The 25,506-nt window shown below is 69.0% G+C and carries 29 protein-coding genes; 16 read left to right on the plus strand and 13 right to left on the minus strand.

The features are described 5' to 3' along the window. Positions 1-32: 32 nt before the first annotated feature. Positions 33-968, minus strand: a complete 936-nt coding sequence (locus tag KBI44_10125) for an N-formylglutamate amidohydrolase (protein ID MBP9144829.1) — start codon at positions 966-968, stop codon at positions 33-35. Positions 969-1,229: 261 nt separating this feature from the next. Between KBI44_10125 and KBI44_10130 the strand changes: the two genes are divergently transcribed. Genes KBI44_10130 through KBI44_10140 form a run of 3 tightly spaced genes read left to right on the plus strand, consistent with a single transcriptional unit; the run spans position 1,230 to position 2,970 of the window. Continuing rightward, positions 1,230-2,318, plus strand: coding sequence for a hypothetical protein (locus tag KBI44_10130; protein MBP9144830.1), 1,089 nt, complete (start codon positions 1,230-1,232; stop codon positions 2,316-2,318). A 58-nt stretch (positions 2,319-2,376) separates the two neighbouring features. Next, positions 2,377-2,583, plus strand: coding sequence for a hypothetical protein (locus KBI44_10135; GenBank protein MBP9144831.1), 207 nt, complete (start codon positions 2,377-2,379; stop codon positions 2,581-2,583). A 6-nt stretch (positions 2,584-2,589) separates the two neighbouring features. After that, positions 2,590-2,970 (plus strand): PIN domain-containing protein, encoded by a 381-nt coding sequence (locus KBI44_10140; GenBank protein ID MBP9144832.1) that lies wholly within the window; start codon positions 2,590-2,592, stop codon positions 2,968-2,970. Between the two features lie 326 nt (positions 2,971-3,296). On the opposite strand, the gene KBI44_10145 is transcribed toward KBI44_10140, so the two are convergent. Beyond that, on the minus strand, positions 3,297-4,529 hold the full coding sequence (locus KBI44_10145) for a DUF1015 domain-containing protein (protein ID MBP9144833.1): 1,233 nt from the start codon (positions 4,527-4,529) through the stop codon (positions 3,297-3,299). A gap of 91 nt (positions 4,530-4,620) precedes the next feature. Between KBI44_10145 and KBI44_10150 the strand changes: the two genes are divergently transcribed. The 4 genes from KBI44_10150 to KBI44_10165 are packed head-to-tail and all read left to right on the plus strand — an operon-like array spanning position 4,621 to position 9,687. Further along, positions 4,621-5,655, plus strand: a complete 1,035-nt coding sequence (locus tag KBI44_10150) for a type I glyceraldehyde-3-phosphate dehydrogenase (GenBank protein ID MBP9144834.1) — start codon at positions 4,621-4,623, stop codon at positions 5,653-5,655. After that, the gene (gap, locus tag KBI44_10155; GenBank protein MBP9144835.1) at positions 5,652-6,680 is read left to right on the plus strand and encodes a type I glyceraldehyde-3-phosphate dehydrogenase; all 1,029 of its coding nucleotides are present in this window, start codon (positions 5,652-5,654) and stop codon (positions 6,678-6,680) included. The genes KBI44_10150 and gap overlap by 4 nt, the downstream gene beginning before the upstream one ends. Beyond that, positions 6,677-8,245 carry a beta-ketoacyl synthase gene (locus KBI44_10160; GenBank protein ID MBP9144836.1) on the plus strand — a complete coding sequence of 523 codons (1,569 nt, stop codon included), beginning with the start codon at positions 6,677-6,679 and terminating at the stop codon, positions 8,243-8,245. Before gap ends, KBI44_10160 begins: the two co-directional genes overlap by 4 nt. 59 nt (positions 8,246-8,304) lie before the next feature. Beyond that, complete coding sequence (locus KBI44_10165) at positions 8,305-9,687, plus strand: hypothetical protein (protein MBP9144837.1); 1,383 nt, start codon at positions 8,305-8,307, stop codon at positions 9,685-9,687. Positions 9,688-9,717: 30 nt separating this feature from the next. On the opposite strand, the gene KBI44_10170 is transcribed toward KBI44_10165, so the two are convergent. From KBI44_10170 to KBI44_10210, 9 genes are all read right to left on the minus strand, one after another. Continuing rightward, positions 9,718-10,590 (minus strand): PIG-L family deacetylase, encoded by an 873-nt coding sequence (locus KBI44_10170; protein MBP9144838.1) that lies wholly within the window; start codon positions 10,588-10,590, stop codon positions 9,718-9,720. Positions 10,591-10,653: 63 nt separating this feature from the next. Beyond that, positions 10,654-11,478, minus strand: a complete 825-nt coding sequence (gene speB, locus KBI44_10175) for an agmatinase (protein MBP9144839.1) — start codon at positions 11,476-11,478, stop codon at positions 10,654-10,656. Continuing rightward, positions 11,475-12,335 carry an SGNH/GDSL hydrolase family protein gene (locus KBI44_10180; protein MBP9144840.1) on the minus strand — a complete coding sequence of 287 codons (861 nt, stop codon included), beginning with the start codon at positions 12,333-12,335 and terminating at the stop codon, positions 11,475-11,477. Before KBI44_10180 ends, speB begins: the two co-directional genes overlap by 4 nt. After that, positions 12,335-13,960, minus strand: coding sequence for an NAD(P)/FAD-dependent oxidoreductase (locus KBI44_10185; protein MBP9144841.1), 1,626 nt, complete (start codon positions 13,958-13,960; stop codon positions 12,335-12,337). The genes KBI44_10180 and KBI44_10185 overlap by 1 nt, the downstream gene beginning before the upstream one ends. 18 nt (positions 13,961-13,978) lie before the next feature. Further along, on the minus strand, positions 13,979-14,416 hold the full coding sequence (locus tag KBI44_10190) for a DUF3995 domain-containing protein (protein ID MBP9144842.1): 438 nt from the start codon (positions 14,414-14,416) through the stop codon (positions 13,979-13,981). A gap of 35 nt (positions 14,417-14,451) precedes the next feature. Next, the gene (locus tag KBI44_10195) at positions 14,452-14,814 is read right to left on the minus strand and encodes a DUF1304 domain-containing protein (protein ID MBP9144843.1); all 363 of its coding nucleotides are present in this window, start codon (positions 14,812-14,814) and stop codon (positions 14,452-14,454) included. A gap of 46 nt (positions 14,815-14,860) precedes the next feature. Further along, the gene (locus KBI44_10200) at positions 14,861-15,388 is read right to left on the minus strand and encodes a hypothetical protein (protein MBP9144844.1); all 528 of its coding nucleotides are present in this window, start codon (positions 15,386-15,388) and stop codon (positions 14,861-14,863) included. Then, positions 15,385-16,542 (minus strand): RNA methyltransferase, encoded by a 1,158-nt coding sequence (locus KBI44_10205; protein ID MBP9144845.1) that lies wholly within the window; start codon positions 16,540-16,542, stop codon positions 15,385-15,387. The genes KBI44_10200 and KBI44_10205 overlap by 4 nt, the downstream gene beginning before the upstream one ends. Before the next feature lie 40 nt (positions 16,543-16,582). After that, complete coding sequence (locus KBI44_10210) at positions 16,583-17,077, minus strand: flavin reductase family protein (GenBank protein ID MBP9144846.1); 495 nt, start codon at positions 17,075-17,077, stop codon at positions 16,583-16,585. 118 nt (positions 17,078-17,195) lie between these two features. On the opposite strand from KBI44_10210, the gene apaG reads away from it, so the two are divergent. The 6 genes from apaG to KBI44_10240 all read left to right on the plus strand — a co-directional run bounded on the left by apaG (position 17,196) and on the right by KBI44_10240 (position 20,840). Next, complete coding sequence (apaG, locus tag KBI44_10215) at positions 17,196-17,582, plus strand: Co2+/Mg2+ efflux protein ApaG (GenBank protein MBP9144847.1); 387 nt, start codon at positions 17,196-17,198, stop codon at positions 17,580-17,582. Next, entirely contained in the window at positions 17,579-18,427 is an 849-nt protein-coding gene (locus KBI44_10220) for a class I SAM-dependent methyltransferase (GenBank protein ID MBP9144848.1), read from the plus strand. Before apaG ends, KBI44_10220 begins: the two co-directional genes overlap by 4 nt. A gap of 120 nt (positions 18,428-18,547) precedes the next feature. Beyond that, on the plus strand, positions 18,548-19,051 hold the full coding sequence (locus KBI44_10225) for a hypothetical protein (protein MBP9144849.1): 504 nt from the start codon (positions 18,548-18,550) through the stop codon (positions 19,049-19,051). A 55-nt stretch (positions 19,052-19,106) separates the two neighbouring features. Next, positions 19,107-19,700, plus strand: coding sequence for a DUF3365 domain-containing protein (locus KBI44_10230; protein ID MBP9144850.1), 594 nt, complete (start codon positions 19,107-19,109; stop codon positions 19,698-19,700). Position 19,701: 1 nt separating this feature from the next. Then, entirely contained in the window at positions 19,702-20,046 is a 345-nt protein-coding gene (locus tag KBI44_10235) for a rhodanese-like domain-containing protein (protein MBP9144851.1), read from the plus strand. Then, positions 20,043-20,840, plus strand: a complete 798-nt coding sequence (locus tag KBI44_10240; protein MBP9144852.1) for a sulfite exporter TauE/SafE family protein — start codon at positions 20,043-20,045, stop codon at positions 20,838-20,840. The genes KBI44_10235 and KBI44_10240 overlap by 4 nt, the downstream gene beginning before the upstream one ends. Here KBI44_10240 and KBI44_10245 read toward each other — a convergent pair. After that, positions 20,837-21,286 (minus strand): OsmC family protein, encoded by a 450-nt coding sequence (locus KBI44_10245; GenBank protein MBP9144853.1) that lies wholly within the window; start codon positions 21,284-21,286, stop codon positions 20,837-20,839. The two genes, KBI44_10240 and KBI44_10245, sit on opposite strands and share 4 nt — an antisense overlap. Positions 21,287-21,461: 175 nt before the next feature. On the opposite strand from KBI44_10245, the gene KBI44_10250 reads away from it, so the two are divergent. The 3 genes from KBI44_10250 to cydB all read left to right on the plus strand — a co-directional run bounded on the left by KBI44_10250 (position 21,462) and on the right by cydB (position 24,883). After that, positions 21,462-22,253: an RNA polymerase sigma factor gene (locus KBI44_10250; GenBank protein MBP9144854.1), complete on the plus strand. Its 792-nt coding sequence runs from the start codon at positions 21,462-21,464 to the stop codon at positions 22,251-22,253. 199 nt (positions 22,254-22,452) lie between these two features. Beyond that, positions 22,453-23,826, plus strand: coding sequence for a cytochrome ubiquinol oxidase subunit I (locus KBI44_10255; GenBank protein ID MBP9144855.1), 1,374 nt, complete (start codon positions 22,453-22,455; stop codon positions 23,824-23,826). 10 nt (positions 23,827-23,836) lie between these two features. After that, positions 23,837-24,883, plus strand: coding sequence for a cytochrome d ubiquinol oxidase subunit II (cydB, locus tag KBI44_10260; protein ID MBP9144856.1), 1,047 nt, complete (start codon positions 23,837-23,839; stop codon positions 24,881-24,883). Positions 24,884-24,918: 35 nt separating this feature from the next. On the opposite strand, the gene KBI44_10265 is transcribed toward cydB, so the two are convergent. Then, the coding region (locus tag KBI44_10265) for a hypothetical protein (protein ID MBP9144857.1) at positions 24,919-25,506 on the minus strand (588 nt) is incomplete at its 5' end.

Raw genomic sequence — 25,506 nt, forward strand, 5'->3', positions numbered from 1 at the left:
CTCCGGAGGGACCTGCGTAGGAGCAAATTGTATCAACGTGGGGCGAGCCGGCGCGCCAGAGCCTCGGCCAGCGGTCGCGCCAGCCGGGCGACCTTGCGCGAACCGACCGGCGAGGGGGTGAAGGGTCCCCAAGGGGCGCCCAGCAGATCGCGGCGGAACTCGGCGCAGAGGACCTGCCCGGGATGGGCGAGGGCATACCGGTAGCCCATCGTCGCCGGATGCAGGTGATAGGTGGCGTTCTCGCCGGTCGCGAGGCCCAGCCCGCCATAGGCGGCTCGAAGTTCCGCAACCAGTCCCGTCGGAGCCAGATCGTTCCCCGCGGCATCCTGCGTGATGAAGTCCACTCCAGGCCGCTGCGTCCAGCGGGCGTAGGCTTCGGGCTGATAGGCCTCACGCAGCGCGGTGACGATGTCGGCGTCGACCGCGACCTCGACCGACCGCGGGGCGTAGCTGTGCAGCGCCACGGCGAGCCCGCCACCGTCCTTGGCAGAGCAGGTCTCCCGGTACAGCTTCGCAACCGCAGCGTGGTATTGCTGGTAGAGGGAAACCAGCATCTGCTGGTCGCGTGCTTCGGTGATGTAAGGCGGGAGACCGGGGGTCATGCCGCTCGCGGCCGATGCGGCGATCTCGCGGTTGAGATCGATGAAGGTGCGCGGCACCAGCGCCCGAACGACCACGACCCCCTTTACCGAAGCCTTTCGCGCTGAGCCCGTCAGCCGAGCCGCGACCTCGCGGGCGAGCTCCGGCACCCCGAAATCGGTATTGACGTGGAAGAACTGCTCGAGCCGCGCCGGCAGCGGGCTCGCGACCCGCGCCGCGACCGCGTCAAAGTGCTCCCGCTCCGTCGCGCCATGCGGCAGCTCGATCAGGAGGTCGGCCGGCCCATCGCCGCCGAACCGGAAGACCTCGCAGACGCTTTCGATCGATTCCTGCGTGCGGCGAGGTGCAACTGGTTGCGGGCGAGGCATGGCCGAGAGCAAATCATATCGCCGCCCGGAGCGTGTGGCCGGTGCCGCGGAGTTGTCGTATCTTCACTGCAGGCGCCTTCATCGAGGAGACCTCCTTGCCGCTCTCCTGGAACGAGATCCGTGACCGATCGGTGGCCTTCGTCCGCGAGTGGGCTCTGCGTGGAATCGTCAGTTGATTCCTCTGGGCTGCATGAGTTCGAAGTCAGGCCCGGGCAATAGTCGCTTCTCGCCGGAGCCCGGGCCCTGGGGGAAGCGAAAGCGATGAAGCGGGGCGAGATCCGGAGTCGACGGCAACTCGAGAAGGAGGGGCCGCGCATCGCCGTGCGGCGCGGCCGGGCGGTGAACCGGCGGAAGTGGTCGGCGGCGCAGGTGAAGCTCCTGGGCAATCTCTCCGACGACGAGGTGGCGCTCCGCATCGGCTCTTCGCGCACCATCGTGCAGGCGGAGCGTGTGCGTCGCGGCATTCCGCCCTTCGCTCCTCGAAGCGGATCGCACGCCTGGACCGAGCGCGAGCTGGCCCTTTTGGGAACGGCCTCCGACGCGGCGGTAGCGGCCGAGCTCGGAGTGTCGCGACCCGTCGTGACGATCAAGCGCCGAATCCTCGGCATTCCATCCTTCAATGCTCCGCCTCACGACGCACACACAGTGAATTGGACTGCCGACGAGGAGGCGATGCTCGGCAAGGTCTCCGACGCACAACTTGCCGAGATCCTCGGGCGTTCGAGAGCGGCCGTATACCTGCGGCGGCGGATGTTGGGAATTCGGTCTTCGAAACCGGGGCCGATCAAGATCCGCTGGACGAAGCGGCGGCTCGTGCGCCTGGGCAAGGACACTGACGATGCCATTGCACGCGAGCTCGGGGTTCATTCCTCTTCCGTGCAGCGCAAACGCCTGGAGCTCGGCATCGCCGCCTGGGTCGCGAAGGGCCCGGTCGTGGTTACGCGCGAGCTCAGGCGCCTACTGCGGTCGCCGAACACCGTCGTGCATGCGCGCACGGGACTCAAGAACGAGACCATCAACGATCTGCGCGAGAAAGTCGGGATCGCCGCGCCGCCGAACTTCATCGACACTCCGTGGACCCCCGAGGCGATCGCTCGGCTGGGCAAAGTCCCGGATGCCCGGCTCGCCGCCGAGCTGGGCGTTTGCCTGTCTGCCGTCCGCGGTCGAAGGCTCGCCGCGCAGCGCCCGCCCTCCCGACCTCAGCGGCGCTGGGCGGCCGGGGAAGTGAAGCTCCTGCGGAGCCGACTCTCGCTCGAGGCTCTTTCCGAGCGCCTAGGGCGCTCGGTGGCCACGATTCGAGCCAAACTGCACTACATGCGAAAAAAGCGGCAGCGCCGTGCTGCCGGCTGAGCCCTCTCATCTAGAGGCCAGCCATAAAGCTGGTATCGAGTATGGTACGCTTTGCGGCATGAGCGAAGTGCAGAAGATCACTGTGGAAGTACCGGCAGAGTTGTTGGCGAAAGCGCGGGCGGCCAGCGGCGAAAGTTTGACGGCGACGGTGCGAGAAGGGCTGAGACTGGTCGCGGCGGGACAGGCATTCAAGAACCTGCGGGCGAAGCGCGGCAAGGTCCAGTTCTCCCAGACGCTGGCGACTCTCCGCGACGATCGGGAGTAGGCGGGAGTGATCGCGGCGGACACGAGCAGCTGGATCAGCTATCTTTCAGGAGAAGCAGGCGAAGACGTTACGATGCTCGATCGTGCCCTCGAACAAGGTCAGGTCTGCGTGCCGGTGCCGGTACTGACTGAGTTGTTGAGCAATCCAAGACTGGATGAAGGAACGGTCCAGGACCTACTCGAGCTGCCGCTCCTCGAGCCCACGCCAGGCTACTGGGTGCGCGCCGGCGGGTTGCGCGCGAAGATCATCGAAAAAGGCCGCCGCGCGCGGCTCGGCGATGCCCTCATCGCGCAACTGTGCATCGACCACAAGATTCAGCTCATTACTCGTGACCGGGACTTCCGCGCCTTCGTCGATGCGGGAGAGCTGTCGATTCTCTATTCCTGAGTTTGCTCTTTGGATGCCATGGACTCGCAGGTCATGAGGCGCGGAGACTCCATGAGAGTCGGCGTCGCGCTCCGCACTCTTGTGAAATCGAGAGCATGTCGACCGAGGTTGGATGAATGACCCACCGGAAGATTCGCGGCGTCGAGATTGTGCGCGACACCGCCGGAAAGCCAACGGCAGTTCGGCTCGACCTGCGTATGCACGGGCAGCTTTGGGACGAGATTTACGATTGCCTTCTCGCGAAGCTGCGCGAAGCCGAGCCGCGAGAATCGCTCTCCGAGGTCCAGACCCACCTGGAGTCCTCGCGGTGCCGCCGATAGTCCTCGCTAGATTTCGTGGACGAGCAGTCCGTCGCGGAGCTTGGGCTCGAACCAGGTGGACTTGGGGGGCATGATTTGGCCGGCGTCGGAGACCGCGATGAGGTCGGCGACGGAGACCGGGAACATGGCGAAGGCGCCGGCGGCTTCGCCGGCGTCGACCCGCTTCTCGAGCTCCTTTGTGCCGCGGATGCCGCCCACGAAGTCGATCCGCTGGTCGGTTCTGGGGTCGCCGATGCCCAGCAGTGGGGTCAGCACATTCTCCTGGAGGACGTTGCAATCGAGGTTCTCGAGCGGAGAAGCTCCAGTAAAGGTGGGCAGCACGAACGTCTGCCAGCGTCCGCCCAGGTAGAGGCCGACGTGACCTTTGTGGTCCGGCTGCGGGGGGCCGTCGACAAACGCAAATCGTTCTCGGAGCTCAGCGAGCAGGTGCTCGGCGGTCTTGCCCTGGAGGTCTTTCACCAGGCGGTGGTAGGGCAGGACCTGGACCTGGTCGTCGGGGAAGGCGACGGCGAGGAAGTTCTCGGCGCTGCCGGCGTTGGGGCTCGGGGCATGCGGCGAGTGGCCGGCCGCAATCTCGGCGCGGGTTCGCCAGGCCGAAGCAGCGCGGTGGTGGCCGTCGGCGATGTAGAGCTCGGGAATCCCCGCGAACGCGGCGACCAGAGCGTCCCGGTCGGCGCCCGAGGCGCGCCAGACGGTATGCGCGACGCCGTCGGCGGCGGTGAAGTCGAACAACGGCTCGCAAGCGGCCACCTGCGTCACGATGTCGTCTACCTTTGCTGAAGCTTTGTAGGTAAGGAAGACCTTTCCCGTCTGGGCGCGCAGCTCGCACATATGGTGCGTACGGTCGTCCTCTTTGTCCCTGCGGGTCTTCTCGTGCTTCTTGATCCGGCCGTTCTCGTACTCGTCGACGCTCCAGGTACCGGCGACCCCCGTCTGCGTGTGATTTCCCATCTTCAGCTGATAGACGTAGAGCGCAGGCTCAGCCTCGGTCTCGAGCGGCGCGGCTCGGCGCAGGGCGTCGAGGTTCGTTCGCGCCAGGGCATATACCGCGTCGGAATGCACGTCGGTCTCTTCGGGCAGGTCGATTTCGGAACGTGTGACGTGCAGGAAGGAGAGGGGATTGCCGGCCGCGAGCGCCCGCGCCTCCGCGGTGCTGACGACGTCGTAGGGCACCGAGGAGACCAGCGGTGCCCCCTGTGGAGTCGGACGCAACGCGCGGAATGGGGTCAGTTTTGCCATAATCACGATTCTAGGACGGATTCCAGGTGGGATTTCGAACCGGAGTCCATGGATGCGGGCCCCTCCGCGAGCTCTCGAGGATCTTCGATACATGGGTGCAATCAGGGTGGGTATCGTCGGTTGCGGTCGAATCGGTCGCAACCTGGTGCGTATTCTCGGACGCTCTTCCGGGATCGAGTTGCGGGCGATCATCGATCCGGCCGATCCGGAGGGCATCGAATACCTGCTCCGGTTCGACACCCTTCTCGGACGGTTCCCGGCGCCGATCTCCCGGCGTGACGGCATACTCGAGATCGACGGCCGCGAGGTCGCCCTGCTCGCTCCGCCGGTGGGCGCCGGTGGGGCGGGGGCGCCCGACTGGAAGGCGCTCGGCGTGGACATCGTCATCGAGGCGAGCGAGAGTCTGCAGAGTCGGGCGGCACTCGAAGCTCATCTCGCGAACGGCGCGTCGCGCGTGCTCCTCTGCTCGCCGCCGGTCGAGCCGCCCGACGCCACGATCGTGATCGGGGTCAATGACCGGAGCCTCGCGGCGGAGCACCGCATCGTCTCGGCGGGCTCGGTCACGGCCAACTGCGCCGCGCCGGTCCTCAAGGTCCTGGCCGCGGAGTTCGGCCTCGAGCGCGTCTTCCTGACCACGGTGCACGCCTACTCGAACCACCTGCGCCTCGCCGACGTGCCCGCGGAGGACATGCGCAGCGGGCGCGCGGCGGCCGAGAACATCATTCCTCAGCCGACCAACGCCGACGAGCTGATCGCCGAGTTGGTGCCCGAGCTCGCCGGGAAAATCTCGGGATTGGCGGTCAATGTGCCGGTGGCGAACGGCTCGATCGTCGACCTCACCTGCTGGCACCCCGGCGCGGTCACGGTCGAGGCGATCAACGCCGCCCTGAAGAGCGCGGCCGATCAGGGCCTCTACGGTGTCCTCGCCTACGAGACCGAGCCGATCGTCTCCTCGGACATTCTGCGCTCGACCTATTCGGGCACCTTCGATTCGCTGTCGACCATGGTCATCGGCGGCAAAGTGTCGAAGACACTTACCTTCTACGACAACGGCTGGGGCTACTGCCATCGCGTGATCGACCTCCTGCGCCGGCTCTCGACCTTCGCCGCGGGGGAGCAGCGATGACCATTCGGGTCGGGATCAACGGCTTCGGACGTATCGGGCGCTCCGTCTTCCGGATCTTGAGCGACCGGGCGGACGTCGAGGTGGTCTGCATCAACGATCTCTTCGAGAACGAGCACCTCGCCTACCTGCTCGAGTACGACTCGGTAATGGGACCGTTCGGCAAGCAGGTGACTTTCGACGACGAAACGATGGTCGTGGCCGGGCACTCGATCCGCATGACGGCGGAGAAGGATCCGGCGGCGATCCCCTGGGGCGAGCTCGGAGTCGACGTCGTGATCGAGGCGACCGGCGTCTTCAGGAGCCGTGAGAAGCTCGAACGGCACCTCGCAGGGGGCGCGAGGAAGGTGATCCTGACCGTGCCGCCCAAGGACGAGATCGACCGGATGATCGTGATGGGAGTCAACGAGGGGCAGCTCGAGCCGACCGACCGTATCGTCTCGAACGCCTCGTGCACGACGAACTGCCTGGCGCCGATTGCCCGCATCCTCGACGAGGCCTTCGGCATCGAGGAGGGTTTCGTGACGACCGTCCATGCCTACACCAACGACCAGCGGCTCGCCGACGTCCCGCACAAGGACCTGCGGCGGAGCCGTGCAGCCTCGGCCAACATCATCCCGACCTCGACCGGCGCGGCGCGGGCCGTCGGCAAGGTGCTGCCGCGGCTCAAGGGCAGGCTCGACGGCGTGGCGCTGCGGGTGCCGGTGCCCGACGGCTCGCTGGTCGACTTCAGCTGCCGGCTGGCGAAGCGGCCGACTGTCGCCGAGATCAACGCTGCCGTGGAGCGCGCGGCCGCCTCCGACCTCGTGCGCATCGTCGAGTACAGCACGCGACCGTTGGTTTCGACCGACATCATCGGCAACGCGCATTCGTCCATCTTCGACGCCCTGTCGACCCAGAGCCTTGGCGACGGCTTCGCCCGCGTCGTCGCCTGGTACGACAACGAGTGGGGTTATTCGCAGCGGGTCGTGGACCTGCTCTTCCTGCTCTCCGGCGGCGGAGCGCAGCCCGTGAGGAGTGAATCGTGACGCGGATCGGAGTTTTCGGCTGGGGAGTCGTCGCGCCGCTCTCGAAGAACATCGAGGCGTTCGAGCACCACCTGCAGTCGAAGGAGAGCTGGCTCACGCCGTTCGAGGGCTTCGGCCCCTCGAACTTCCTCGTCGGGCAGCCGGACTTCGACTTCGCGGACTACAAGCCGTGGATCGACGCCCGATTCCCGCCCAGCCGCTTCGCGCAGCTCACCGAGAAGATGGACCTGCCGACCCTGTTCGCGGTCGGCGCCTTCATTCAGGCGCTCGCGCAGAACCCCGGGATCGAGCAGCTCCTGCACGAGCTCGGTTCGCAGGCCCACGTTTATGTCGGCACCGGCCTCGGAGCGCTCGGCACGATCGAGTCGGTTTCGCTGCAGCTGCACCGCGCGCAGCGCCGTTGGGACCGCTTCTGGGCAGCGCCGGAGCGCAACGAGCCGCTGCGCCGTTTCCTCGCCGGTCAGGGTGCCCCGGAAGGCAGCCTTCCGCCGGTCGATCCGGCGACCCTCCCCGACGAGGATCGCGAAGAAGTGGAAGAGCAGTGGTGGCATTTCTGGGCCGGACATTCGCACGAGCTCCGGGCCTTTCTCGTCGAGATGCGAGAGATCGAGTCGCTCGCCGTGCAGGGCACGGTCGAGACCGGCAAGCTCGGCCTGATCAAGGAGAAGCAGCGGCGTATTCAGCGGATGCTGAAGGCCTGGGCCTGTCCGTCGCCGCCCTGGCGCGAAGTACCGGCGAACCTGCTGTGGAACATCCACAACGCACCGGCGGCGCAGATCTCGATGATGGGCCGGATCACCGGGCTGACCTTCGCTCCCGTGGCCGCCTGCGCGACCTTCGGCGTGACCTTGAAGCTCGCCATGGATGCCATCCGCCGCGGCGAGGCCAAGGCCGTGGTCATCGGTGCCACCGATCCGCCGCCACTGCGCCTGATGGTCGGGGCGTTCCACAACGCGCGGGTCGGGGCGGCCGACGGGTCGGTCTCCAAACCGATGACCGGCCTGCGCGGCACTCACGCCGGCGGTGGCGCGGCGGTCTGGATCGTCGGTGACCTCGACTTCCTGCGCGCCCGGGGCTTCCACCCGATCGGCATGGAGCCGCTCGCGGTCGGTGTCTCGTCGGACGCCGAGCACATCATCACGCCCTCGAAGACGGGGCCGACGACGGCGATCCTGCAGGCCCTGAGGGAGTCGGGGGTGCCGCCCGAAGAGATCGGGTCGTGGGACCTGCACGCCACCGCGACGCCCGGGGACTTCCTCGAAGTCGAGAACATGCGCAGCGTCCTGCACGAGAACGTCCTGGTCACGGCGCGCAAGGGGACCTTCGGCCACGGCATGGGCGCGAGCGGCGGTTGGGAGCTCACCGCCCAGTACCTGGGCTACCAACGGGGCGTGATCTTTCCGACGCCGCTCGCTCGCACCGAGCTCAATCCGGAGATTGCCCGCGTCCACGAACGCTTTGCTTTCAACGAGGGATGTCCCGTGCCTCCGGGCGCCGCCGGCAAGCTCTCGATGGGAGTCGGCGGCATCAACGCCTGCGTGATCTCGAAGCCGCTCGCGGACTGAATCCCCGATCGCTTCGCGAGACGCCTGACGCGACGCCTCCACCCGCCGACCGACGCCCCATGCCCCTACGGAAGGCTCTCTCGCCCGATCTGCTGCGACGCCTCGCGGTGGTCCTGGGCCTGCTCGTCTCCATCGTCATGGTCGCGCGGTCGCAGGCCGGCGGCGACCAGCTCAATCTGCTGGCGCGCGGCTGGCTGCTCGCCGAGCGCGGCGAGCTCATTCCGTATGGAAATCCACTTTCCTCGGGCGGCGACGGACCGGGGATCGCGACCACCCTCACCGTCGCCGCGCCGCTCTACGTCTGGTCGCATCACCGTGCGCCGGTGGTCCTCCTCTGGATCCTCCATCTCGCGGCCTGGGTGATGCTCGACCGGCGGCTGCGTACGGTATTCACGCCCTGGGAGCGCGCCGCATTCGCCGTCGTCTATTGGCTCAATCCCTGGCGCCTCGAGGCGTCGGCCTATCTCTGGAATCCGAACTTCCTCTATTTCGCCGGTGCGCTGCACTTCGCCACGGGCTTCGATCAGCGCGAGCGGGCCCGCTTCGGCGCCTCCTTCCTGCACATCCTGGCGCTCGGGGTGGGTGCGCAGCTGCATCCGGCGATGCTGCTGCTCATCGTCGCCTCGCTCCTGCTCTGGCGGCGCGGCGCCGTGCACGTGCACTGGGGCGGAGTTTCGGCCGGTGTCTTCGTCACCGTCCTCCTGCTCGTTCCCTGGTGGCAGGCGGCGGCCGCGGAGCCGGCGATCGTCGCCGCCGGCGAAGGCTTCCCCTTCCGCGGCCTGATCTGGTTCCAGCCGTGGATCAAGGGGCTCTCCTACTGGCTGCGCTACCCCTCGCTGCTGATCAACAAGCAGAGTGCCATCTTCGACTTCAGCGCGCTGCTCGGCGCCGGCGCGGACCGCCTGCTGGCGCCGCTCGCGAAGGGGTTCGTCGGCGTCGCCGGAGCGGCGTCGATGTTCGCCGTGCTGATGGCGAACATCGACTTCTTCCGCCGCCGCTTCGCCGCCGGCGCGCGCGCGGCATTCGCCCGGCCGCTCCATCCCGATCCGCGCCGTTTCGTCGAGGACTACGCCTTCTGGTGCTTCGTGTCGGCGGTGGTGGTCTTCGCGGCGGCGCCGACGACGCCGCAGAGCTGGCAAGCGGTGCCGCTCTTCCAGGCGGCCGTCCTGCCGGTCGTCTTCTGGCTCGGGCGCAAGCTCGACGCTCCCGTCCACGCCCTCGCTGCCCGGCGTGCGCTCGCGGCGACGGCGACCGCGGCGCTCCTGCTGCACATCGCGCTCGCCGTCGGTGGCCACAACTTCCGCTGCGGAGGGCGGGCAGCCGTCGGCATCCCCCTGCGCGCCGCCTCGCCGATGTTCGAGGATCTCGGACTGCAGGCGACCTGCCCCTGGTCACTCAGCGTGCCGAACGAGTGGTGGCCCGACGTCCTGCCGGAAGAGTAGCGCCGGCGCGCTTTCCCGTCTCGACGCGACCTACGGACAGGTCGCGACGTTGTCGTCCGCGAGAACCGGTTCCGCCGGGGCCAGATAGACGACGCGCTCGACGCCGGGCCGGCGGGCGAGCGCCCGCACGGTCGCCGCCGAGAACTGGCTGCGATGCAGGCGGGCGGCGGCGACCGAGTAGCTCCAGGTGCCCGGAACTCCGGCGATGTCCGGTGTCGCCGTATAGCCGAACGTGCCGGCGCGCGCGCCCGCCGCTGGGGAGTAGCGGATGAAGGGCGGCGCCGCGGTGACCTCGACAAGGGTCTCGAGCAGGAAAGTCGCCGGCATCGGGTCCAGGCGGTCACGCGCCGCGAGGAGCAGTTCGCCCGCCGCCCGGTGGTCGCCGTGGCAGGTGGCGCCGTGCCGGGGATCGAAGGTCAGGATGAGGTCGGGAGCCAAGCCGCGCAGGAAGCCTTCGAGCCGCGTGACGAGCGCCCCGTGGCCGCCCGAAGCTGCGTCCCACCCGGCGAGTCCGCCGCCGTCCGGCAGTGTCCACAGGGTGAGCTCGGCGCCGAAGAGGGCCGCCGCCTGCTGCATCTCCTGGGTGCGCACCGTGGCGAGATCCGGCAGGCAACCCTCCGGCCGCAGGCAGACCCCGGCTTCGCCGCGCGTCAACACGAGGAAGTGGCAGGCGAGCCGCTCGAGGCGGCAGAGCTTGGCGATTGCTGGCGCGACCAGAACCTCGTCGTCGGGATGGGCGGCGACCCAGAGGACCGACTGCACCCCCGGAAACAGGGGCGGGGAGTGCGGCGTCGGCAGGGGATCGAGGATCCCCGGCGTCGAGAGCGCCGCGAGGATCCCCGGCGTCGTCGCCGGTATCGCCAGGATCGCCAGGATCGCCAGCAGCTGAAGCCAACGGATCATCTTCGAAACGCGGCGCCGTGCGAATGCGGGGAGCGGATCCATGGCGCGCCTAGTGTACGGCCGCTAGCGATCCGGCGCGGCGGCCCCCGTGGCGAGCATCCGGCCGACGATCTCCTTCACCAGCTTCGCCGCGACCCGGGCGGTCGTCCCGCCGACATCGCAGAGCGGGTTGTACTCGACGACATCGGCGCCGACGATCGGACCGGGAAGACGCTGAATCAGCGAGATCACGTCGCGCACCGTAAGTCCCCCCGGCTCCTGGTGCGACACTCCGGGGGCGAAGGCGGGGTCGATCCCGTCGAGGTCGAGAGAGAGGTAGACCGGCCCTCCAAGAGCAGGGCGCCGGCCCTCCTCCCAGGCGCGCATGTCGATCACCTCGACCCCGAATCGGTCGGCCTGGGCACGCTGGTGGCCGCTCATCGTGCGAATGCCGATCTGGACCAGTCGCGCGACGAGACCCTCCTCGAGGATGCGCGCGAAGGGGCAGGCATGCGAGAAGCGATCCCCTTCGAAGATGTCGTTGAGATCGGGATGGGCGTCGACGTGGACCAGCGTGAGCTCCGGGAAGCGCGGTCCGACGGCGCGCAGCACGGGAAAAGACACCGAGTGGTCGCCGCCGAGAGCGATCGCCCTGCCGCCGGCCGCGTAAACCGCGGCGACGCCGGCTTGGATGCGTTCGCGCGCTCCGGTGCTGTCGGGCGGCAGCTCGAGATCGCCGGCGTCGGCCAGCGCTCCCGCTACGGAGATGTCGATCAGCGCTTCGCTCCACGGATTCGTCGCCTCCGACCAGAGCTGCTTCCGGATGAGCTGTGGGGCGGCCGCCGGTCCGCGCAAGAACGACGAGCTCGCGTCGTAGGGCAGGCCGAGCAGCGTCGGGGTGCGGCTCATGCCGTGACCTCGCCGCTCGCCCTCACCTCGACCGGGGCGAGCACGGGGCGCTTCGGCTGGCGCCGATCGCCGGACGACCGGCCGAGCGAGTGCCGGAGCAGCCAGGGAAGGAGATAGTCCCTGCCCCAGACGAGCTCGTCACGCAGGCGGCGCGCCGCAGAGCGCGGCGCGGCCGGCGGCAGCGGCAGGCGCCAATCCTCGTCGGCGTCCGGGATCCCGAGCGCATGCGCGAGCGCCGCAGCGATGCGCGCGTGCCCGAGGGCATTGGCGTGCAGCCGATCTGGGCTCCAGAGGCGCGGATCGGAGGCGACGGGGTGAACGGCGAAATCGACCAGCAACGTATCGGTCCGCGCGGCGGCGGCGCGAATCGCCGCGTTGAGCGCCGCGAGGCGCGGCGCGAGTCGGCGTGCCATCGGCATCACCGGCACGAGGTCGGGCATGGTGAAGGTGAGGAGGGCGGCGCCGGTCGCGCGCACCGCCGCCATCATCTCCTCGAGGTCGGCGGCGACCGCGGGCAGATCGAAGCTCCGAGACACCACGTCGTTGGTGCCGGAGAAGAGGGTGACGAGGTCGGGGCGCATGGCGAGTGCGCAGGCCAGTTGCTGGTCGCGGATCTCGCGCGTCTTTCTGCCGCGCACGCCGAGGTTGGCGTAGAGAAGGCCTCCCTGGCCGGCCTGGACGCGCGCGAGATGCTCGGCCAGCCGGTTCGCCCAGCCCCGGAAACTGCCGTCGCCGGACGGATCGTCGAGGCCTTCGGTCGAGCTGTCGCCGATCGCCACATATCGTTCGAAACTTCGGCCAGCGCGGTGTTCGAGGCGGCGCGCGCGCGGGCTCGGGGCTTCGATCCCGGGACACATCAGGGGTGAGCGCCGGCCGTGGAACCGAGGCAGGCCAGGGCGACGGCTTCGGCGACCTGGATGCCGTCGATCGCCGCGGAGAGGATGCCGCCGGCGTAACCGGCGCCTTCGCCGGCGGGGTAGAGGCCGGGAGTGCTGATGCTCTGCAAGCTCAGGGCGTCGCGGCGGATCGAGATCGGTGACGAGGTGCGGGTTTCGACGCCGGTCAGCAGGGCATCGGGCATCGCAAATCCGGGGATCTTGCGATCGAAGGCCGGAATCGCCTCGCGGATCGCGGTGATCGCCCAGTCCGGGAGGCAGGTCGAGAGATCGGCGGGCTTCACTCCCGGAGTGTACGAGGGCAGGACGCTGCCGAGAGCCGTCGAGGGGTGCCCGGCGAGAAAGTCGCCGACGCGCTGCGCAGGAGCGTCGTAGTCCGAACCGCCGGCTTCGAACGCGCGCTGCTCCCAGAGTCGCTGGAACTCGATCCCGGCGAGGGGGCCAGCGGGAAAGTCGGCCGGTGTGATGCCGACCACGATTCCGGCGTTGGCATTCCTCTCGCTGCGGTCGTACTGACTCATGCCGTTGGTCACCACCCGTCCCGGCTCCGACGCCGCCGCGACCACCGTGCCGCCCGGGCACATGCAGAAGCTGTAGACGGTGCGACCGTTCGTGCAGTGGTGCACGAGCTTGTAGTCGGCGGCGCCCAGCAACGGGTTTCCGGCCTCGGCGCGATACCGGCAGGCGTCGATGATGGCCTGGGGATGCTCGATTCGGAAGCCGATCGAGAAGGCTTTGGGTTCGATGGTGACGCCCTGGTCGAGCAGCGTCCTGAAGGTGTCGCGCGCGCTGTGGCCGACCGCAAGCACGACCTGGTCGGTGCGAATCTGCTCGCCGCCGGCGAGCTGCACGCCGCGGATGCGACCGTCCTCGAGATGGAGGCGCTCGACGCGGCTCTGGAACCGGATCTCTCCGCCGAGGCCTTCGATCCTCGCGCGCAGGCTCTCGACCACCTTCACGAGCTTGAAAGTGCCGATGTGCGGCCGGTGGATCCAGAGAATCTCCTCCGGCGCACCGGCCGCCACGAACTCGGTCAGGACCTTGCGCCCGAGATGGCGGGGATCGCGCACCTGGCTGTAGAGCTTGCCGTCGGAGAAGGTCCCGGCGCCACCTTCGCCGAACTGCACGTTCGACTCCGGATCGAGGATCCCCTTGCGCCAGAAGCCGAAGGTGTCGACAGTGCGCTCGCGGACCCTTTTGCCGCGCTCTAGGACGATCGGCCGAAAGCCCATCTGCGCGAGCGTCAGCGCGGCAAACAGGCCGCAGGGCCCGGCTCCGACGACCACCGGCCGTGGACCCACGAAGCCGGGCGGCGCCTGCGCCACGAAGCGGTAGGTGGAATCGGGCGTCGGGCCGACATGCGGGTCGTCGGCGAAGCGCCGCAGCAGCTCGGACTCGCGCGGGCTCTCGAGGTCGACGGTATGGACCAGCCGGATGCCGCGGCGCTGTCGCGCGTCCAGGCTGCGCTTGAAGATCGAGTAGCCGGTGAGATCTCCGCTGCCGAGACCGAGACGGTGCCGAATCGCCGCCTCGAGCTCGGCGGTCGAGTGCCCCAGAGGAAGAGCGAGATCGGTGAGTCGGATCATGGGTGAAGGAGCCTCGAATCACTTCGGACGCGCGGTGCTGGCGAGCCAGAGCGCCGAGAGGCCGAGCACGAGAGCGATCGGCGAATAGAGCACGGAATCCCAATACGCGAAAGCTGTTCCGCGCACCGTCTTCCCGAAGCCGACGAGGCGAAAGTCACCGACGGCGCGGAGCACCAGGATCGCTCCCAGGACGATGGTTGCGAAAGTCGCGAGCCGGGGCGGGAAGGAGGGCAGGAGAACTCCGGCGCGCACCAGCACGACGAGCGCTGCGGCGGCGAGCAGTCCCGCGACGGCGAGGGTGGTGCCCGCCGACGGCCGCAAGGCAGGCGTTCCGTCCACGACCGGGATCACTGAGCCGCTCGCGAGCTTGCCGCCGAGCGCCCAGGCGACGTGAAGCGCAGACAGAAGTCCGAAAGCGGCAGCGAGCCCGAGAGCGACGCCTGTGCTTGTTTTCATTGTGTGCGCTTTTCGCGTCGCGGAGGGAGCCCGGGCTAGCCGCGAGCCAGCAGGCTCGTGGCCAGAGCGAGCGCCGCCGGCAGGGCCTGGATCCAGAGGATCTTCCGGCTGGCCGTCGCCGCGCCGAACGCGCCAGCGACCATGACGCAGGCGAGGAAGAAGACGCGCATCTCGAAGCCGGCCTCGCCGCGCCAGAGCGCCCAGCCGAGGCCGGCGGCGAGGAATCCGTTGTAGAGCCCCTGGTTGGCGGCGAGCATCCGCGTCGCCTTCGCCATCTCCGCCGAGAGTCCGAAAGCGCGCCGGCCCGCTGGACTCTCCCACAGGAACATCTCGAGAACCAGGAAGTAGACGTGCAGCAGCGCGACGGCGGCGGTGAGCAAGTCGGCAGTCAGAGTCATCGTGGCTCGATTCTAGCCTCTTGCGCGGCCGGGCCTGCCGCTGATTTCAGTTGTGCTCAACCTCGCCCGCGCCGCTCGCCTGCCGGGCGCGGCGAAGGAAGTCGACGCAGAGCGCCTGCCAGGGGCCGCCTTCGAGGACCATGATCGCGGCCGGATCGAGGCGGTCTTCGGCCCAGGGATCGGGGCCGCCGACCGCCGGATGGGGCGCGATGGCGTAACACTCGGTGCCGCGGGCGACGACACCGGCGGCGTGCAGAGCCCGCACCGAGGCGGCCAGGAGGTAGGTCTCCTGCCAGGCGGGATTGGCGGCGAACCCGGCGAGCGTCGCGCTGTCGGGCGCGAGCTCCTGCACGTCGCCGAAGAAGACGTCGAGCATGCAGCAGGTGCCGTCCTGGCGGGCGTAGAAGAGCGTGCCGAAGCGCGAGGCGAAGAGCGGCTCGCGCCGCTCTCCAGCGAGGCCCCGAGGGAGGATCGTGTCCCAGACCGCGAACCAGTCGGCGATCTCGGGATGCGCCGCGGCGTCGATCAGGAGATCGCCGAGCCCTTCGAGATCGCCGCTCGCGAAGCCTTTCACCACAGGTCCAATACCAGCACGCGGGCTTCGAGCGGTCCGTTCCAGACCGGGATGCGGCGCGTGGGTTTCAGGCCCAGGAGCTTGCCCTGCGTCGCGCCGCCGGCGAAGATGACCGCCTTCCAGCCGCGGTATTTCTGCTTCAGGGTGTCGCCGAGCTCCTTCCAGAGCTCCGGCGAATCGACCAGCCGCTCGCCGTGCGGCGGATTCGCGACCACCAGGCCCGGACCGGCCGGAGGGTCGAAGGCGAAGGCGTCACCTTCGATGAGATCGGTCTGCCCGAGGAGGCCAGCCGCGGCGAGGTTGCGCTGCGAGGCGACGATCGCCTCGCGCGCCAGATCGACGCCGATCATCCGGACTTCCGGGTCGGGCGCCCGGATCGGCTCCTCGCGGATCCCCCGCCAGAGCTCGCGGTCGAAGCCGGGCAAGCGCTCGAAGGCCCAGAGATTGCGCAGGCGGTTCGGCGCCAGACCGAGGGCGATGGCGCCCGCTTCGGCGAGAAACGTCCCCGAGCCGCACATGAGGTCGACGACCGGACCGTGCCCGTTCCAGCCGGAGGCGAGGAGCGCCGCCGCAGCGAGCTGCTCGCGCAGCGGCGCCGCGGTCGAGCTGACGCGGTAGCCGCGGCGGTCGAGCGGCTCGCCCGAGGTGTCGAGGAGGAGCGTCGCGCGGTCGCGAAAGAGCCGCAGCCGCAGCGCGACGTCCGGGCTCGAGCGCTCGATGTCGGAACGCGCCTGGAAACGCTCGCGCTGCGCATCGACGATGCCGTCCTTCGCCTTCATTGCGATCCAGCGCGTGTCGCGGATCTGCGAATGCGAGGACGTCGCCTGGATGGAGAAGGTGCGATCGGGCGAGAAGAGCTCGGCGAGCGGCAACGTCGCCCCGCCGTCGCGCTTCAGAAAGGCGTCCGGAGCGGATTCGACGAGCTCCCTGGCTCCGGTATAGAGCTGGTCGTTGTCTGCCGCGGGCCAGCTCGCGAGCTCGACGAGGACCCGGTTCGCGGTGCGCAACCGCCAGTTCGCCCGCAGGCCGTCGGCGAACGATCCGTCGAAGGCGACGCCGCCGGTCTCCCGGGAACGGACCTCGACTCCGAGCTCGCCCAGCTCGCGCTCGAGGAGCTCCTCGAGCCCGCGGCCGCAGGTGGCTATCCAGCGCATCTTCACTCCAGTCAGGTCCCGGCCCGGTCTCGGACGGCGCTCAACGGTCGCCGAGTGCGAGGCGGCGGTAGTCGCGATTCCAGTAGAGGAGCGGCGCTCCGTCCGGTCGGGGCACCGCGCTCGCCTGAACGGCGCCGATGTAGATCGTGTGGGTGCCGGCCGCGTGGCGCGAGTCGATCGTGCAGTCGAGCCAGGCGACGGCGTCTGCGAGCACCGGCGCGCCGGTCACGGCGGTGGTCCAGCGACCGGCCGCGAAGCGCTCCGAGTCCTTCCCCCAGGCGAAACGATCGGAGAGCGCCTGGTCGGAAGCGGAGAGGATGTTCACCGCGAACACCGCTCCCGGGATCTCGAGGAACTGGTGGGCGCGATGCTTGTGGTCGATGATGACCGCGATGAGCGGCGGGTCCGGCGACACGGAGACGAAGGCCGAGACCGTCAGGCCATGGATCTCCCCGCCCGACTTCAGGGTCACGAGCGTGACTCCGGCGGGAAAGTGACGCAGGGCGTCGCGGAAGGCATCGGCGGAGACGGGCATGGCTCTGGAGGCTCAGATGGCTCGGAAGGCTCGGATGGCTCGGATGGCGCAGGTCCCGGGCAGGGACGGTTTGCTCGAACCCAAGAGGGGAGTTTATCCTCGTTTGTCAGGAGAATCCGTGAGCGATACGACGACACGCGGCATCCGCATCGAGGTCGAGAGCGAATACGAGCCCGAACGGAGCTCGCCTTTCGAGAGTTATTTCTTCTTTTCCTACCATGTGAGGATCTCGAATCTCGGTGAGGCGACGGCGCAGCTGCTCTCGCGGGTCTGGATCATCACCGACTCCGACGGCGAGGTGCAGACGGTCGAGGGCCCAGGAGTGGTCGGAGAGACTCCGGTGCTCGCCCCCGGTGAGACCTTCGAGTACACGAGCTTCTGCCCGCTCAAGACTGCGGTGGGCGCCATGGAAGGGCACTACGAGATGCGTCTCGTCGACACCGGCGAGACCTTCCCGGCTGAAATCGCTCCGTTCACGCTCGCCGTTCCCGGATCGGTGAATTGAATCGGCGGAGTGCCGACTGCTGCCCACGGCTGCGCGCTTTCGTCCGGCGGATCGTTCCCGGGCCGATGCGGGCGGCTTTGCGCCGCACCGTCGCCGACCTGGGACACCGGCGGCGGGACCTCGTCCCCGACCTGCGGGAGCGCCTTTTCCCCGCGCCCGGTCTGCCGCTGCCCCCGGCCCGGCTCCGGCATCGTGTCGGGCCCAACAGCTCGCGCGCCGAGTTCCTGCACGTCGGAGCGCTCTGCGCCGCCGACCTGATGAAGGTCTACGCGCAACTGGGGCGGCCTGCCGAGGGCGACCGTCGCTGGCTCGACTTCGGTTGCGGGTGCGGCCGAGTCGCGCGGCATCTGATCGGAAACGAAGCCTCTCGCCAGGCCGGGATCGACTACAGTGGCGTCGACGTGGACCGCTCGCAGATCGACTGGGCGGCGCGCCATCTCGGCGGCCGATTCGAGGTCATTCCCACGGCGCCCCCGACGGCTTTGGCGAGCGGCAGTTACGACCTGATCTTCACGATCTCCGTCTTCACTCACCTGGACGAGGCCATGCAGGACGCCTGGCTGGCCGAGCTCACCCGCCTCCTGCGCCCCGGCGGACTCCTTCTCGCGACGACCCACGCCCCGGAGATCGCCCGCACCAGCCCCGGAGTCACCGCGCCGGAGCTCGAGCTTCTCGAGCGGACCGGCTTCCTCTTCCGCCCGAGCGTCGGACCGTTCAACGAACAGTCGGCATTCCATTCCGAGGCCTACCTGCGGGAGAACTGGGCGCGGCAGCTCCAACCCCGCGGTTTCTTTCCTTTCGCCCTCGGGAGCTTTCAGGACATTTCCGCCTGGGAAAGGGCCTGACCGGCCCAGGACGATGGGGGCCGTCGAGTGCGGGAACCTTTTCCCCGAGCCGGGTCTCTTCGCAGGTGTAGTGCCCGGCATCGCCTGGTGCGATGCCGCTCCATCGTGCTGGAGGCTCCCATGAAAGTACGCATCCCGTTTGCAACCCTTGCCATCGCCGCCGTCGTCGCTTCGTCTGTCGTTTTTGCGCAGGGCGGCCCCGGAGCCGGGGCCGGATCCGGGACCGGGCAGCACAACTGTCAGGGTCGTCACGCTGGCGGACCGCCGGCCTACGACCGCGCTGCCGAGACGACGGTGGCCGGCCGGGTCGCCGAGCTCCTCCCCCAGCCCTGTGCCTGCGGTGGCCTGCATCTGCGCCTCACGACGGCGGACGGCGATATCGAGGTCGCGCTCGGACCGAGCCAGTACCTCGCCGACATCGGCGCCGCCTTCCTGCCGCAGGACGAGATCCGGGTCATCGGCGCGAAGCCCTCGAACGCCGCGCCGGCCGACTTCCTGGCGCGCTCGATCAGCAAGGGCGACGCCACTTTCGAGCTGCGCGATGCCGAAGGCAAGCCGCGCTGGGCCGGCGCCGGGATGGCCTGCCCGATGCACAAGGACCGCGGCGCAGCCAATGCCGGTTGAGGGTTCGCGGAGGATCCGTTCGGGGCGATGGCGACGGCTTCTCCCGACGGTATGGGTGGCGATCGTGATCGGCGTCGCGCCCGGCACTTCCGGCGAACTGCCGGCGGTGCCGGAGGCGCAACTGGCGGTCGCCCGAACGGCGGCCGACGGTCTCGGCGCCCGCCTGCGCACTCTGCTCACGGCGGAACTGGCGCGTGGCGGCCCGCAGGGGGCGGTCGAAGCCTGCGCCGCGCAGGCCCAGGAGGCCACCTTTGAGGAAGCCGCCCGCCACGGGGTCGCGCTGCGGCGGGTTTCGCTGCAATATCGCAATCCTGCCGATGCGCCGGACGAATTCGAGCGCGCAGCGCTCGAACGGCTGGCGGCGGGGGCGCGGCAGGGGAGTCCGCCGGCCGAGATCGCCCAGGTGACGGCCGGCCCGGACGGCGGGTCGGAGCTGCGCTACCTGCGGCCGATCGTGCTGGCGGCGCCATGCCTCAGTTGCCATGGCAAGGTCGCGGAGCTCGCTCCGGGCGTCGCCGCGATCCTCGCAGAGCGCTATCCGGGCGACCTCGCGACCGGCTATTCCGCCGGCGACCTGCGTGGCGCGGTCAGCGTGCGCGTAGCGTTGCCGAAGGTGTTTCCGGCGGCTGCCGCTCCGGAGGTGCCTTGAGATGAAGAGCCCGGGCGTCGTCGGACTCTCGCCCGAGGAGTTGGAACGCCTGCTGGCGAGTGAAACGATCGTGCTGGTCGACGTGCGGGAGAAGGTCGAGCACTGGCTGGCGTACATCGCGGGTTCGCGGCTGGCGCCGCTCTCTTCCCTGCCGGTCGAGCAGTTGTCGGAAGAGGCTGGCGAGCTCGTTCTCTACTGCCGTTCCGGCAGCCGGTCGGCGAATGCCGCTGCCCGGATCGCGGCCCATGCCGGAGTCTCCGTCCGGCACCTCGAGGGCGGCCTCATGGCCTGGACCGCCTCCGGCAGGCCGGTGGCGCGCTTCGGCGGCGGCTCGGGCAGCGCTTGATCGCAGCCGCTCTCGGCGCGCTCGCGATCGGGTTGGCGCTCGGCTTCCTGGGATCGGGCGGCTCGATTCTCGCCGTTCCGGTGCTGATCTATCTCCTGGGGCAGGAGGAGAAAGTGGCGATCGCCGGCTCGCTCGCCGTCGTGGGCGCCGTCGCGGCGGCGGGGGCCATCGACGCCGCGCGCCGTGGCGCGATCGCCTGGCGCGCGGCGGTGCTCTTCGGCGGTGCCGGCTTCTTCGGCAGCTCGCTGGGGGCCCTGCTGGGTACGCGCTCGTCGGGGACGATTCAGTTGGCGCTCTTCGGCCTGGTCCTCATCGCGGCCGCCGTGGCGATGGCCTTGCGTCGCGTCCCATCGCCTTCCGAGGTTCTCGCGGCAAGCGCATCGCTCTCCGGCCAGCGTTCCGCCGGCAAGTTGGTGCTGGACGGGTTTCTGGTCGGAGGCCTGACGGGCTACGTCGGAGTGGGTGGCGGATTCGCCATCGTACCGGCTCTCACGCTGCTGGGCGGGCTACCGATGTATCTCGCGACCGGCACCAGTCTGGCCGTGATCGCGGCCAACGCCGGCACCGGCTTCGCCTGGCACCTCATGCTCAGCCCGCAACTGCTCCGGGTGCTCGACTGGCCGGTTCTCGGCGCGATCGCTCTGGTCGGCATGGTGGGCAGCCTCGCCGGCCGCCATCTCTCCAGGCGTTTCGACGATCGCGCGCTCCGCCGGGCGTTCGCCGTCGCGCTGGTTCTGCTGGCGATCTTCGTGCTGCGCGACGCCCTGCCGAGAGTTCTCTCTGCCCTCTCCTAAGCCGTTACTGCCACCGTAACCTGCGGTTCGAGCTCGACGGTCGTGCGCATCGAGCGCGCGACGAGACAGGCATCCTCGGCCTTCTGGATCAGCCGCAGCGCCTTTTCGCGGTCCGCCTCGAGAGCGACGGTGACGAGCGGACGCAGGACGATCCTGGCGATCGAGAACTTGCGGTCGTCTCCCTTCTCGAGGAACCCTTCGGCGGCGACGGAGAGTCCGAGGAACTCGAGCTTGGAGAGCTCCGCGACGGCGAGGAACGTCGTCATCCAACAGGCCGCCGCAGAGCCGACGTAGAGGTGTTCCGGCGTCCATTGTCCGCCGGGGCCGCCAAATTGCGGCGGTGAAGCGAGCCCGAGGTCCGGCAGTCCATCCGGCGAGCTTGCGATCGCCTGTTTCCCTCCGGTCGATCGGATCGAGAGCGCATAGGTGCTGTGCAGTTCGGGCATCTGGACGACCCTCCCAGGCTGGCTTCGGAGTTGTCTTGGACAGGCCGCACGTCGATGCCGCGCTGTTCCTATGGGCTAGAGCCGGATTCGGACGAGAAGGTTCCGCCTGGCTCTGATTGGCGCCGATTGGCTCCGCCTGGCGCTGACTCGTGGCCGGCGAAGTAGAGTATGCAGGATGGAGAGGTCAGGCTCAGAAAACAGCTCCGGGGCAGCGACCGTTGCCGCTCTTTTCGAGAGCGAGGGCGGGCGGGTCCACGCGCTGGCTCGCAGGCTCTGCGGCGACCGTGACGCCGACGACCTCGTGCAGGACACTTTCCTCAACGCCTTCCGGGCCATCGATCAGTTGAAGGATCTGGCGAATCCACGACCGTGGCTCTATGCCATCGCACATCGGGCCTGCTCACGGATGCGACGGCGCCGAGCCGGCGAACCGCAGCACCTCGAAGAGTTCGACGAGCTGCTGCCGCATCCGGGAGCGACCGTTCCGGATTTTTCCGGGCAGAAGGCAGGTCCGGAAGGCGACAGCCTGCGCACCGAGGCGCGCGAGCTCGTGGAGAGGGGAATCTCGGCGCTACCGGAGGCTTTTCGGATCCCGCTTCTGCTGGCAGATATCGCCGGCCTTCGGCTCGCCGAGATCGCGGCGATCCTCGACCTCCCGGAGGCCACGGTCAAGACCCGCGTCCACCGCGCCCGCCTGAAACTGCGCGCCGTTCTTGCCCAGGGGCTGCCGCAGCGCCAAGCCGGCCCGGCCTCGCAGGCGCAGGAGATCTGCCTCGACCTCCTGCGGGCACGTCTCGCGGCTTTCGATCATGGTGTGGACTTCTCGTATTCCGACGCGTCGATGTGCGAGCGGTGTCAGACCGTTTTTGCGACCCTCGCCCTGTCCGCTTCGGTTTGCGGCGCGCTCGGTCGCGACTCGCTTCCGGAGGGCTTGCGCGACCGGGTTCTCGCGACCACACGACCTTGAGCTGCGGGGGGGGGCGAGGACCGGAACCGGGAACTTTCGCGCCGTTTCGTGACTCTTATCGAAGGAATGCCGCACCTTCCTGGCGCGAGACTCTGCGGCCAGCGCGGGTGAGCAGGGGAGCCTAGAAATCCATGTCCAGCGAAGACCTCTCGCGAAGCCCGAAACCGCGAATCTGCGGCCTTGAGGGAGTGGGCCTGTCATGACCGATGCCGTTTCGGATCCGCTCTTCTGGCACCGCTTGCAGTTCGGATTCACGATCACCTTTCACTACATTTTTCCCCAGCTCACGATGGGCCTTGCCCTGCTGATCGTCGTCCTCAAGGGGATCGGTCTGCGCACGGGTCGGCCGGAGTGGAACGACGCGGCGCGATTCTGGATCCGGATCTTCGGGCTGTCGTTCGCGATGGGCGTCGTGACCGGCGTTCCGATGGAGTTCCAGTTCGGCACCAACTGGGCGGCTTTCTCCGCCCTGACGGGCGAAGTGATCGGTCAGACGCTCGCCATGGAGGGGATCTTCGCTTTCTTCCTCGAGTCGAGCTTTCTGGCGCTTCTCATCTGGGGTGAACGCCGGCTGGGTGAGCGCCGGCACTTCTTCGCCGCGGTCGCGCTCTGGGTCGGAAGCTGGCTCTCCGGCTACTTCATCGTCACCACCAACGCCTTCATGCAGCACCCGGTGGGTCACGAGATCGGCCCCGACGGCGTCTTTCACCTGGTCGATCTCTCGGTCTTCCTGTTCAACCCGTGGGCGGTCGCCCAGTATGCCCACACGATGATGGGCGCCGTGGTCACGGGCGCGTTCGCGATGGCGGCGCTCGGCGCCTTCTGGACGCTGCGCGGCGAGCACCGCGATGCCGCCCGGGTCTCGCTCGCGACCGGAGTGGTCGTTGGTCTCGCCGCCGCGATTCTCGTCGCCATGCCCACCGGCCACCTCCAGGGACGTCTCGTTGCCGAGCATCAGCCGGCAGCACTCGCCGGCATGGAGGGTCGCTTCGAGAGCGGGCCGCGCGCGCCGCTCGCCGTCATCGGCCAGCCGAACGTCGCGGAGCGCAGGCTGGACAATCCGCTGCAGCTGCCCGCGCTCCTGTCTTACATCGCCTACGGCGACTTCTCGGCGAACGTCAAGGGTCTCGACTCCTTTCCCGAAGACGAGTGGCCGACCAACATCGAGCTGCTCTACTACGGCTTCCACGTCATGGTCGGGCTGGGGTCGCTGTTCATTGCGCTGATGGCTTTGGCCGCGCTCCAGCTCGCGCGCCGGAAGCTCGCGACCAGCCGTTGGCTGCTCTGGATGCTCGCCCTCGCCTTTCCCTTTCCGTTCATCGCCAACACCGCCGGATGGATGACCGCCGAGATGGGACGCCAGCCCTGGCTGGTGTATGGCCTTCTGCGCACGGCCGAGGGCGGCTCGCCGACGGTGCATGGCGGCTCGACTCTCTTCACCACCCTCGGCTTCGCCGGGCTCTATTTCGTGCTCGGCATCCTGTTCGTGCTGCTCGTCTTGCGCGAGGTCGGCCATGGCCCGCGCCCGCTCGGCGCGCCGACGTCGCCGCCATCGCCAGTGGCAGGGCACTGAGGAGATTCCCATGGAAATGCTCTGGTTCTGGATTGCCGCGGTGATGGTGGCGGTCTACGTGGTGATGGACGGCTTCGACTTCGGCGCCGGCGCTCTCTACCTCGACGTGGCCAGGACCGACCGCGAGCGCCGACAGGTGCTGGCCGCGATCGGTCCGTTCTGGGACGGCAACGAGGTCTGGCTGCTCGCGGCTGGAGGCGTCCTCTTCCTCGCTTTCCCGAAGGTGCTCGCCTCGGGTCTCTCGGGCCTCTATCTCGCGATCATGCTGGTGCTCTGGGTGCTCATTCTCCGCGGGATCTCGATCGAGTTCCGTTCGCACGTCGCCGACGGCATGTGGCGGAGCTTCTGGGACGGCACTCTCGCCCTCGCCTCGCTCCTCGCGCCGGTCCTTTTCGGCGCCGCGCTCGGAAATCTCCTGCGCGGCGTGCCGCTTTCCGACAAGGGGTGGTTCGCGTTGCCGCTCTTCGACTCCTTCTCGCCGACCGGAGCGCTCGGCATCCTCGACTGGTACACCGTCGTTGCCGGAGTCCTCGCGCTCGTCGCGCTCGCGCATCACGGTGCCCTGTTCCTCGCCTGGAAGACCGACGGAGCGGTGCGAGAGCGCAGCCTCGCCTGGGCCGGACGCCTCTTTCCGGCGACGGTCGTCCTCTGGCTGGCGGCGAGTGTGGCGACGGCGCGCGTCGCTCCCGAAGTCTTTGCCGGTATTCCAGGCCGCCCGCTCGCCTGGCTCGCGACCGCGCTCGCGGTCGCCGGGATCGTCGCCAGCTTCGCCGCGCGGCGCAGTGGACGCGATCTCATGGCGTTCCTCGGCTCTGCAGCCTTCCTGCTCGGAATCCTGGCGGCGACCGCGGCATCCATCTTTCCGACCATGCTCAAGTCGTCGACCGACCCGGCGCTGTCTCTGACCGCGCTCAACTCCGCAGCGGGAGCGCAGTCCCTGCGCGCCGGTCTCTACTGGTGGCCCTTCGGCCTGGTGCTCGCCATCGCCTACGTCGCCTTCCTCTTCCGCTTTCACCGCGGCAAGGTGCAGGCTGCGGCCGAAGGGGAGGGCTATTGACTCGGAAGGGCCACAGTGAAGAAGAGGCCTCGCGCTCAGCGGCGAGCGATGTGCCAGGCCTGCGTGCGACGGTTGCCGGCGCCGTCGACGACTTCGGCTTCGAGCACCATTCGGCCCGGCCGATAGGGTGAGGGCGCGATCCGCAGCGCGAGCTGCGTCGCGCCGCAGCCGACATCCCAGGCCGCGAGGCTCACCGCTGCGAGACCCGCGCCGACCACATTGGCGGGGTCCTCGCCCAGGGCCACGGCGCTGCCCGTCGTGCGCAGCTTCACCGTGGGACGGGCGGGATCGAGCGCCAGGAGCGCGGGAGCGTCGGAGGTCGCCAAAGCCGCGCAGGGAACCGGCTGCCAGTTCGCGCCGCCGGCCCCGGGCGCCATCACTTCGAGTCCGGTATCGCATACCGCGACTGGCGGCGGTTCGGTCGTGCGGCGGCGCGACCGCTTGCGGCGGTCCGACGCCTTTTCCTCTTCCGGGCTCGCGGCCGGACCGGCTGCCGTCGTCACGAGGTCGACCCAGGGAGCGGCGGCGTCCAGCGTGATGGCGATCGCCGGCGAGTCGGCGCTGCGGCCACGCGCGTCGGTCGCCCGGGCGGTGATCTCGTGCCTGCCGGCGGGCGGCAAGGC

This window comes from Thermoanaerobaculia bacterium (assembly GCA_018057705.1).
Lineage (GTDB): Bacteria > Acidobacteriota > Thermoanaerobaculia > Multivoradales > JAGPDF01 > JAGPDF01.

Coding starts and splice junctions, on each gene's coding strand:
- KBI44_10135 (MBP9144831.1), top strand. CDS start 2,377: ATGAGCGAAGTGCAGAAGATCACTGTGGAAGTACCGGCAGAGTTGTTG.
- KBI44_10225 (MBP9144849.1), top strand. CDS start 18,548: ATGAAAGTACGCATCCCGTTTGCAACCCTTGCCATCGCCGCCGTCGTC.
- KBI44_10165 (MBP9144837.1), top strand. CDS start 8,305: ATGCCCCTACGGAAGGCTCTCTCGCCCGATCTGCTGCGACGCCTCGCG.
- KBI44_10190 (MBP9144842.1), bottom strand. CDS start 14,416: ATGAAAACAAGCACAGGCGTCGCTCTCGGGCTCGCTGCCGCTTTCGGA.
- speB (MBP9144839.1), bottom strand. CDS start 11,478: ATGAGCCGCACCCCGACGCTGCTCGGCCTGCCCTACGACGCGAGCTCG.
- KBI44_10180 (MBP9144840.1), bottom strand. CDS start 12,335: ATGTGTCCCGGGATCGAAGCCCCGAGCCCGCGCGCGCGCCGCCTCGAA.
- cydB (MBP9144856.1), top strand. CDS start 23,837: ATGGAAATGCTCTGGTTCTGGATTGCCGCGGTGATGGTGGCGGTCTAC.
- gap (MBP9144835.1), top strand. CDS start 5,652: ATGACCATTCGGGTCGGGATCAACGGCTTCGGACGTATCGGGCGCTCC.
- KBI44_10245 (MBP9144853.1), bottom strand. CDS start 21,286: ATGCCCGAACTGCACAGCACCTATGCGCTCTCGATCCGATCGACCGGA.
- KBI44_10235 (MBP9144851.1), top strand. CDS start 19,702: ATGAAGAGCCCGGGCGTCGTCGGACTCTCGCCCGAGGAGTTGGAACGC.
- KBI44_10205 (MBP9144845.1), bottom strand. CDS start 16,542: ATGCGCTGGATAGCCACCTGCGGCCGCGGGCTCGAGGAGCTCCTCGAG.
- KBI44_10185 (MBP9144841.1), bottom strand. CDS start 13,960: ATGATCCGACTCACCGATCTCGCTCTTCCTCTGGGGCACTCGACCGCC.
- KBI44_10130 (MBP9144830.1), top strand. CDS start 1,230: ATGAAGCGGGGCGAGATCCGGAGTCGACGGCAACTCGAGAAGGAGGGG.
- KBI44_10125 (MBP9144829.1), bottom strand. CDS start 968: ATGCCTCGCCCGCAACCAGTTGCACCTCGCCGCACGCAGGAATCGATC.
- KBI44_10145 (MBP9144833.1), bottom strand. CDS start 4,529: ATGGCAAAACTGACCCCATTCCGCGCGTTGCGTCCGACTCCACAGGGG.
- KBI44_10195 (MBP9144843.1), bottom strand. CDS start 14,814: ATGACTCTGACTGCCGACTTGCTCACCGCCGCCGTCGCGCTGCTGCAC.
- KBI44_10255 (MBP9144855.1), top strand. CDS start 22,453: ATGACCGATGCCGTTTCGGATCCGCTCTTCTGGCACCGCTTGCAGTTC.
- KBI44_10150 (MBP9144834.1), top strand. CDS start 4,621: ATGGGTGCAATCAGGGTGGGTATCGTCGGTTGCGGTCGAATCGGTCGC.
- KBI44_10250 (MBP9144854.1), top strand. CDS start 21,462: ATGGAGAGGTCAGGCTCAGAAAACAGCTCCGGGGCAGCGACCGTTGCC.
- KBI44_10210 (MBP9144846.1), bottom strand. CDS start 17,077: ATGCCCGTCTCCGCCGATGCCTTCCGCGACGCCCTGCGTCACTTTCCC.
- KBI44_10170 (MBP9144838.1), bottom strand. CDS start 10,590: ATGATCCGTTGGCTTCAGCTGCTGGCGATCCTGGCGATCCTGGCGATA.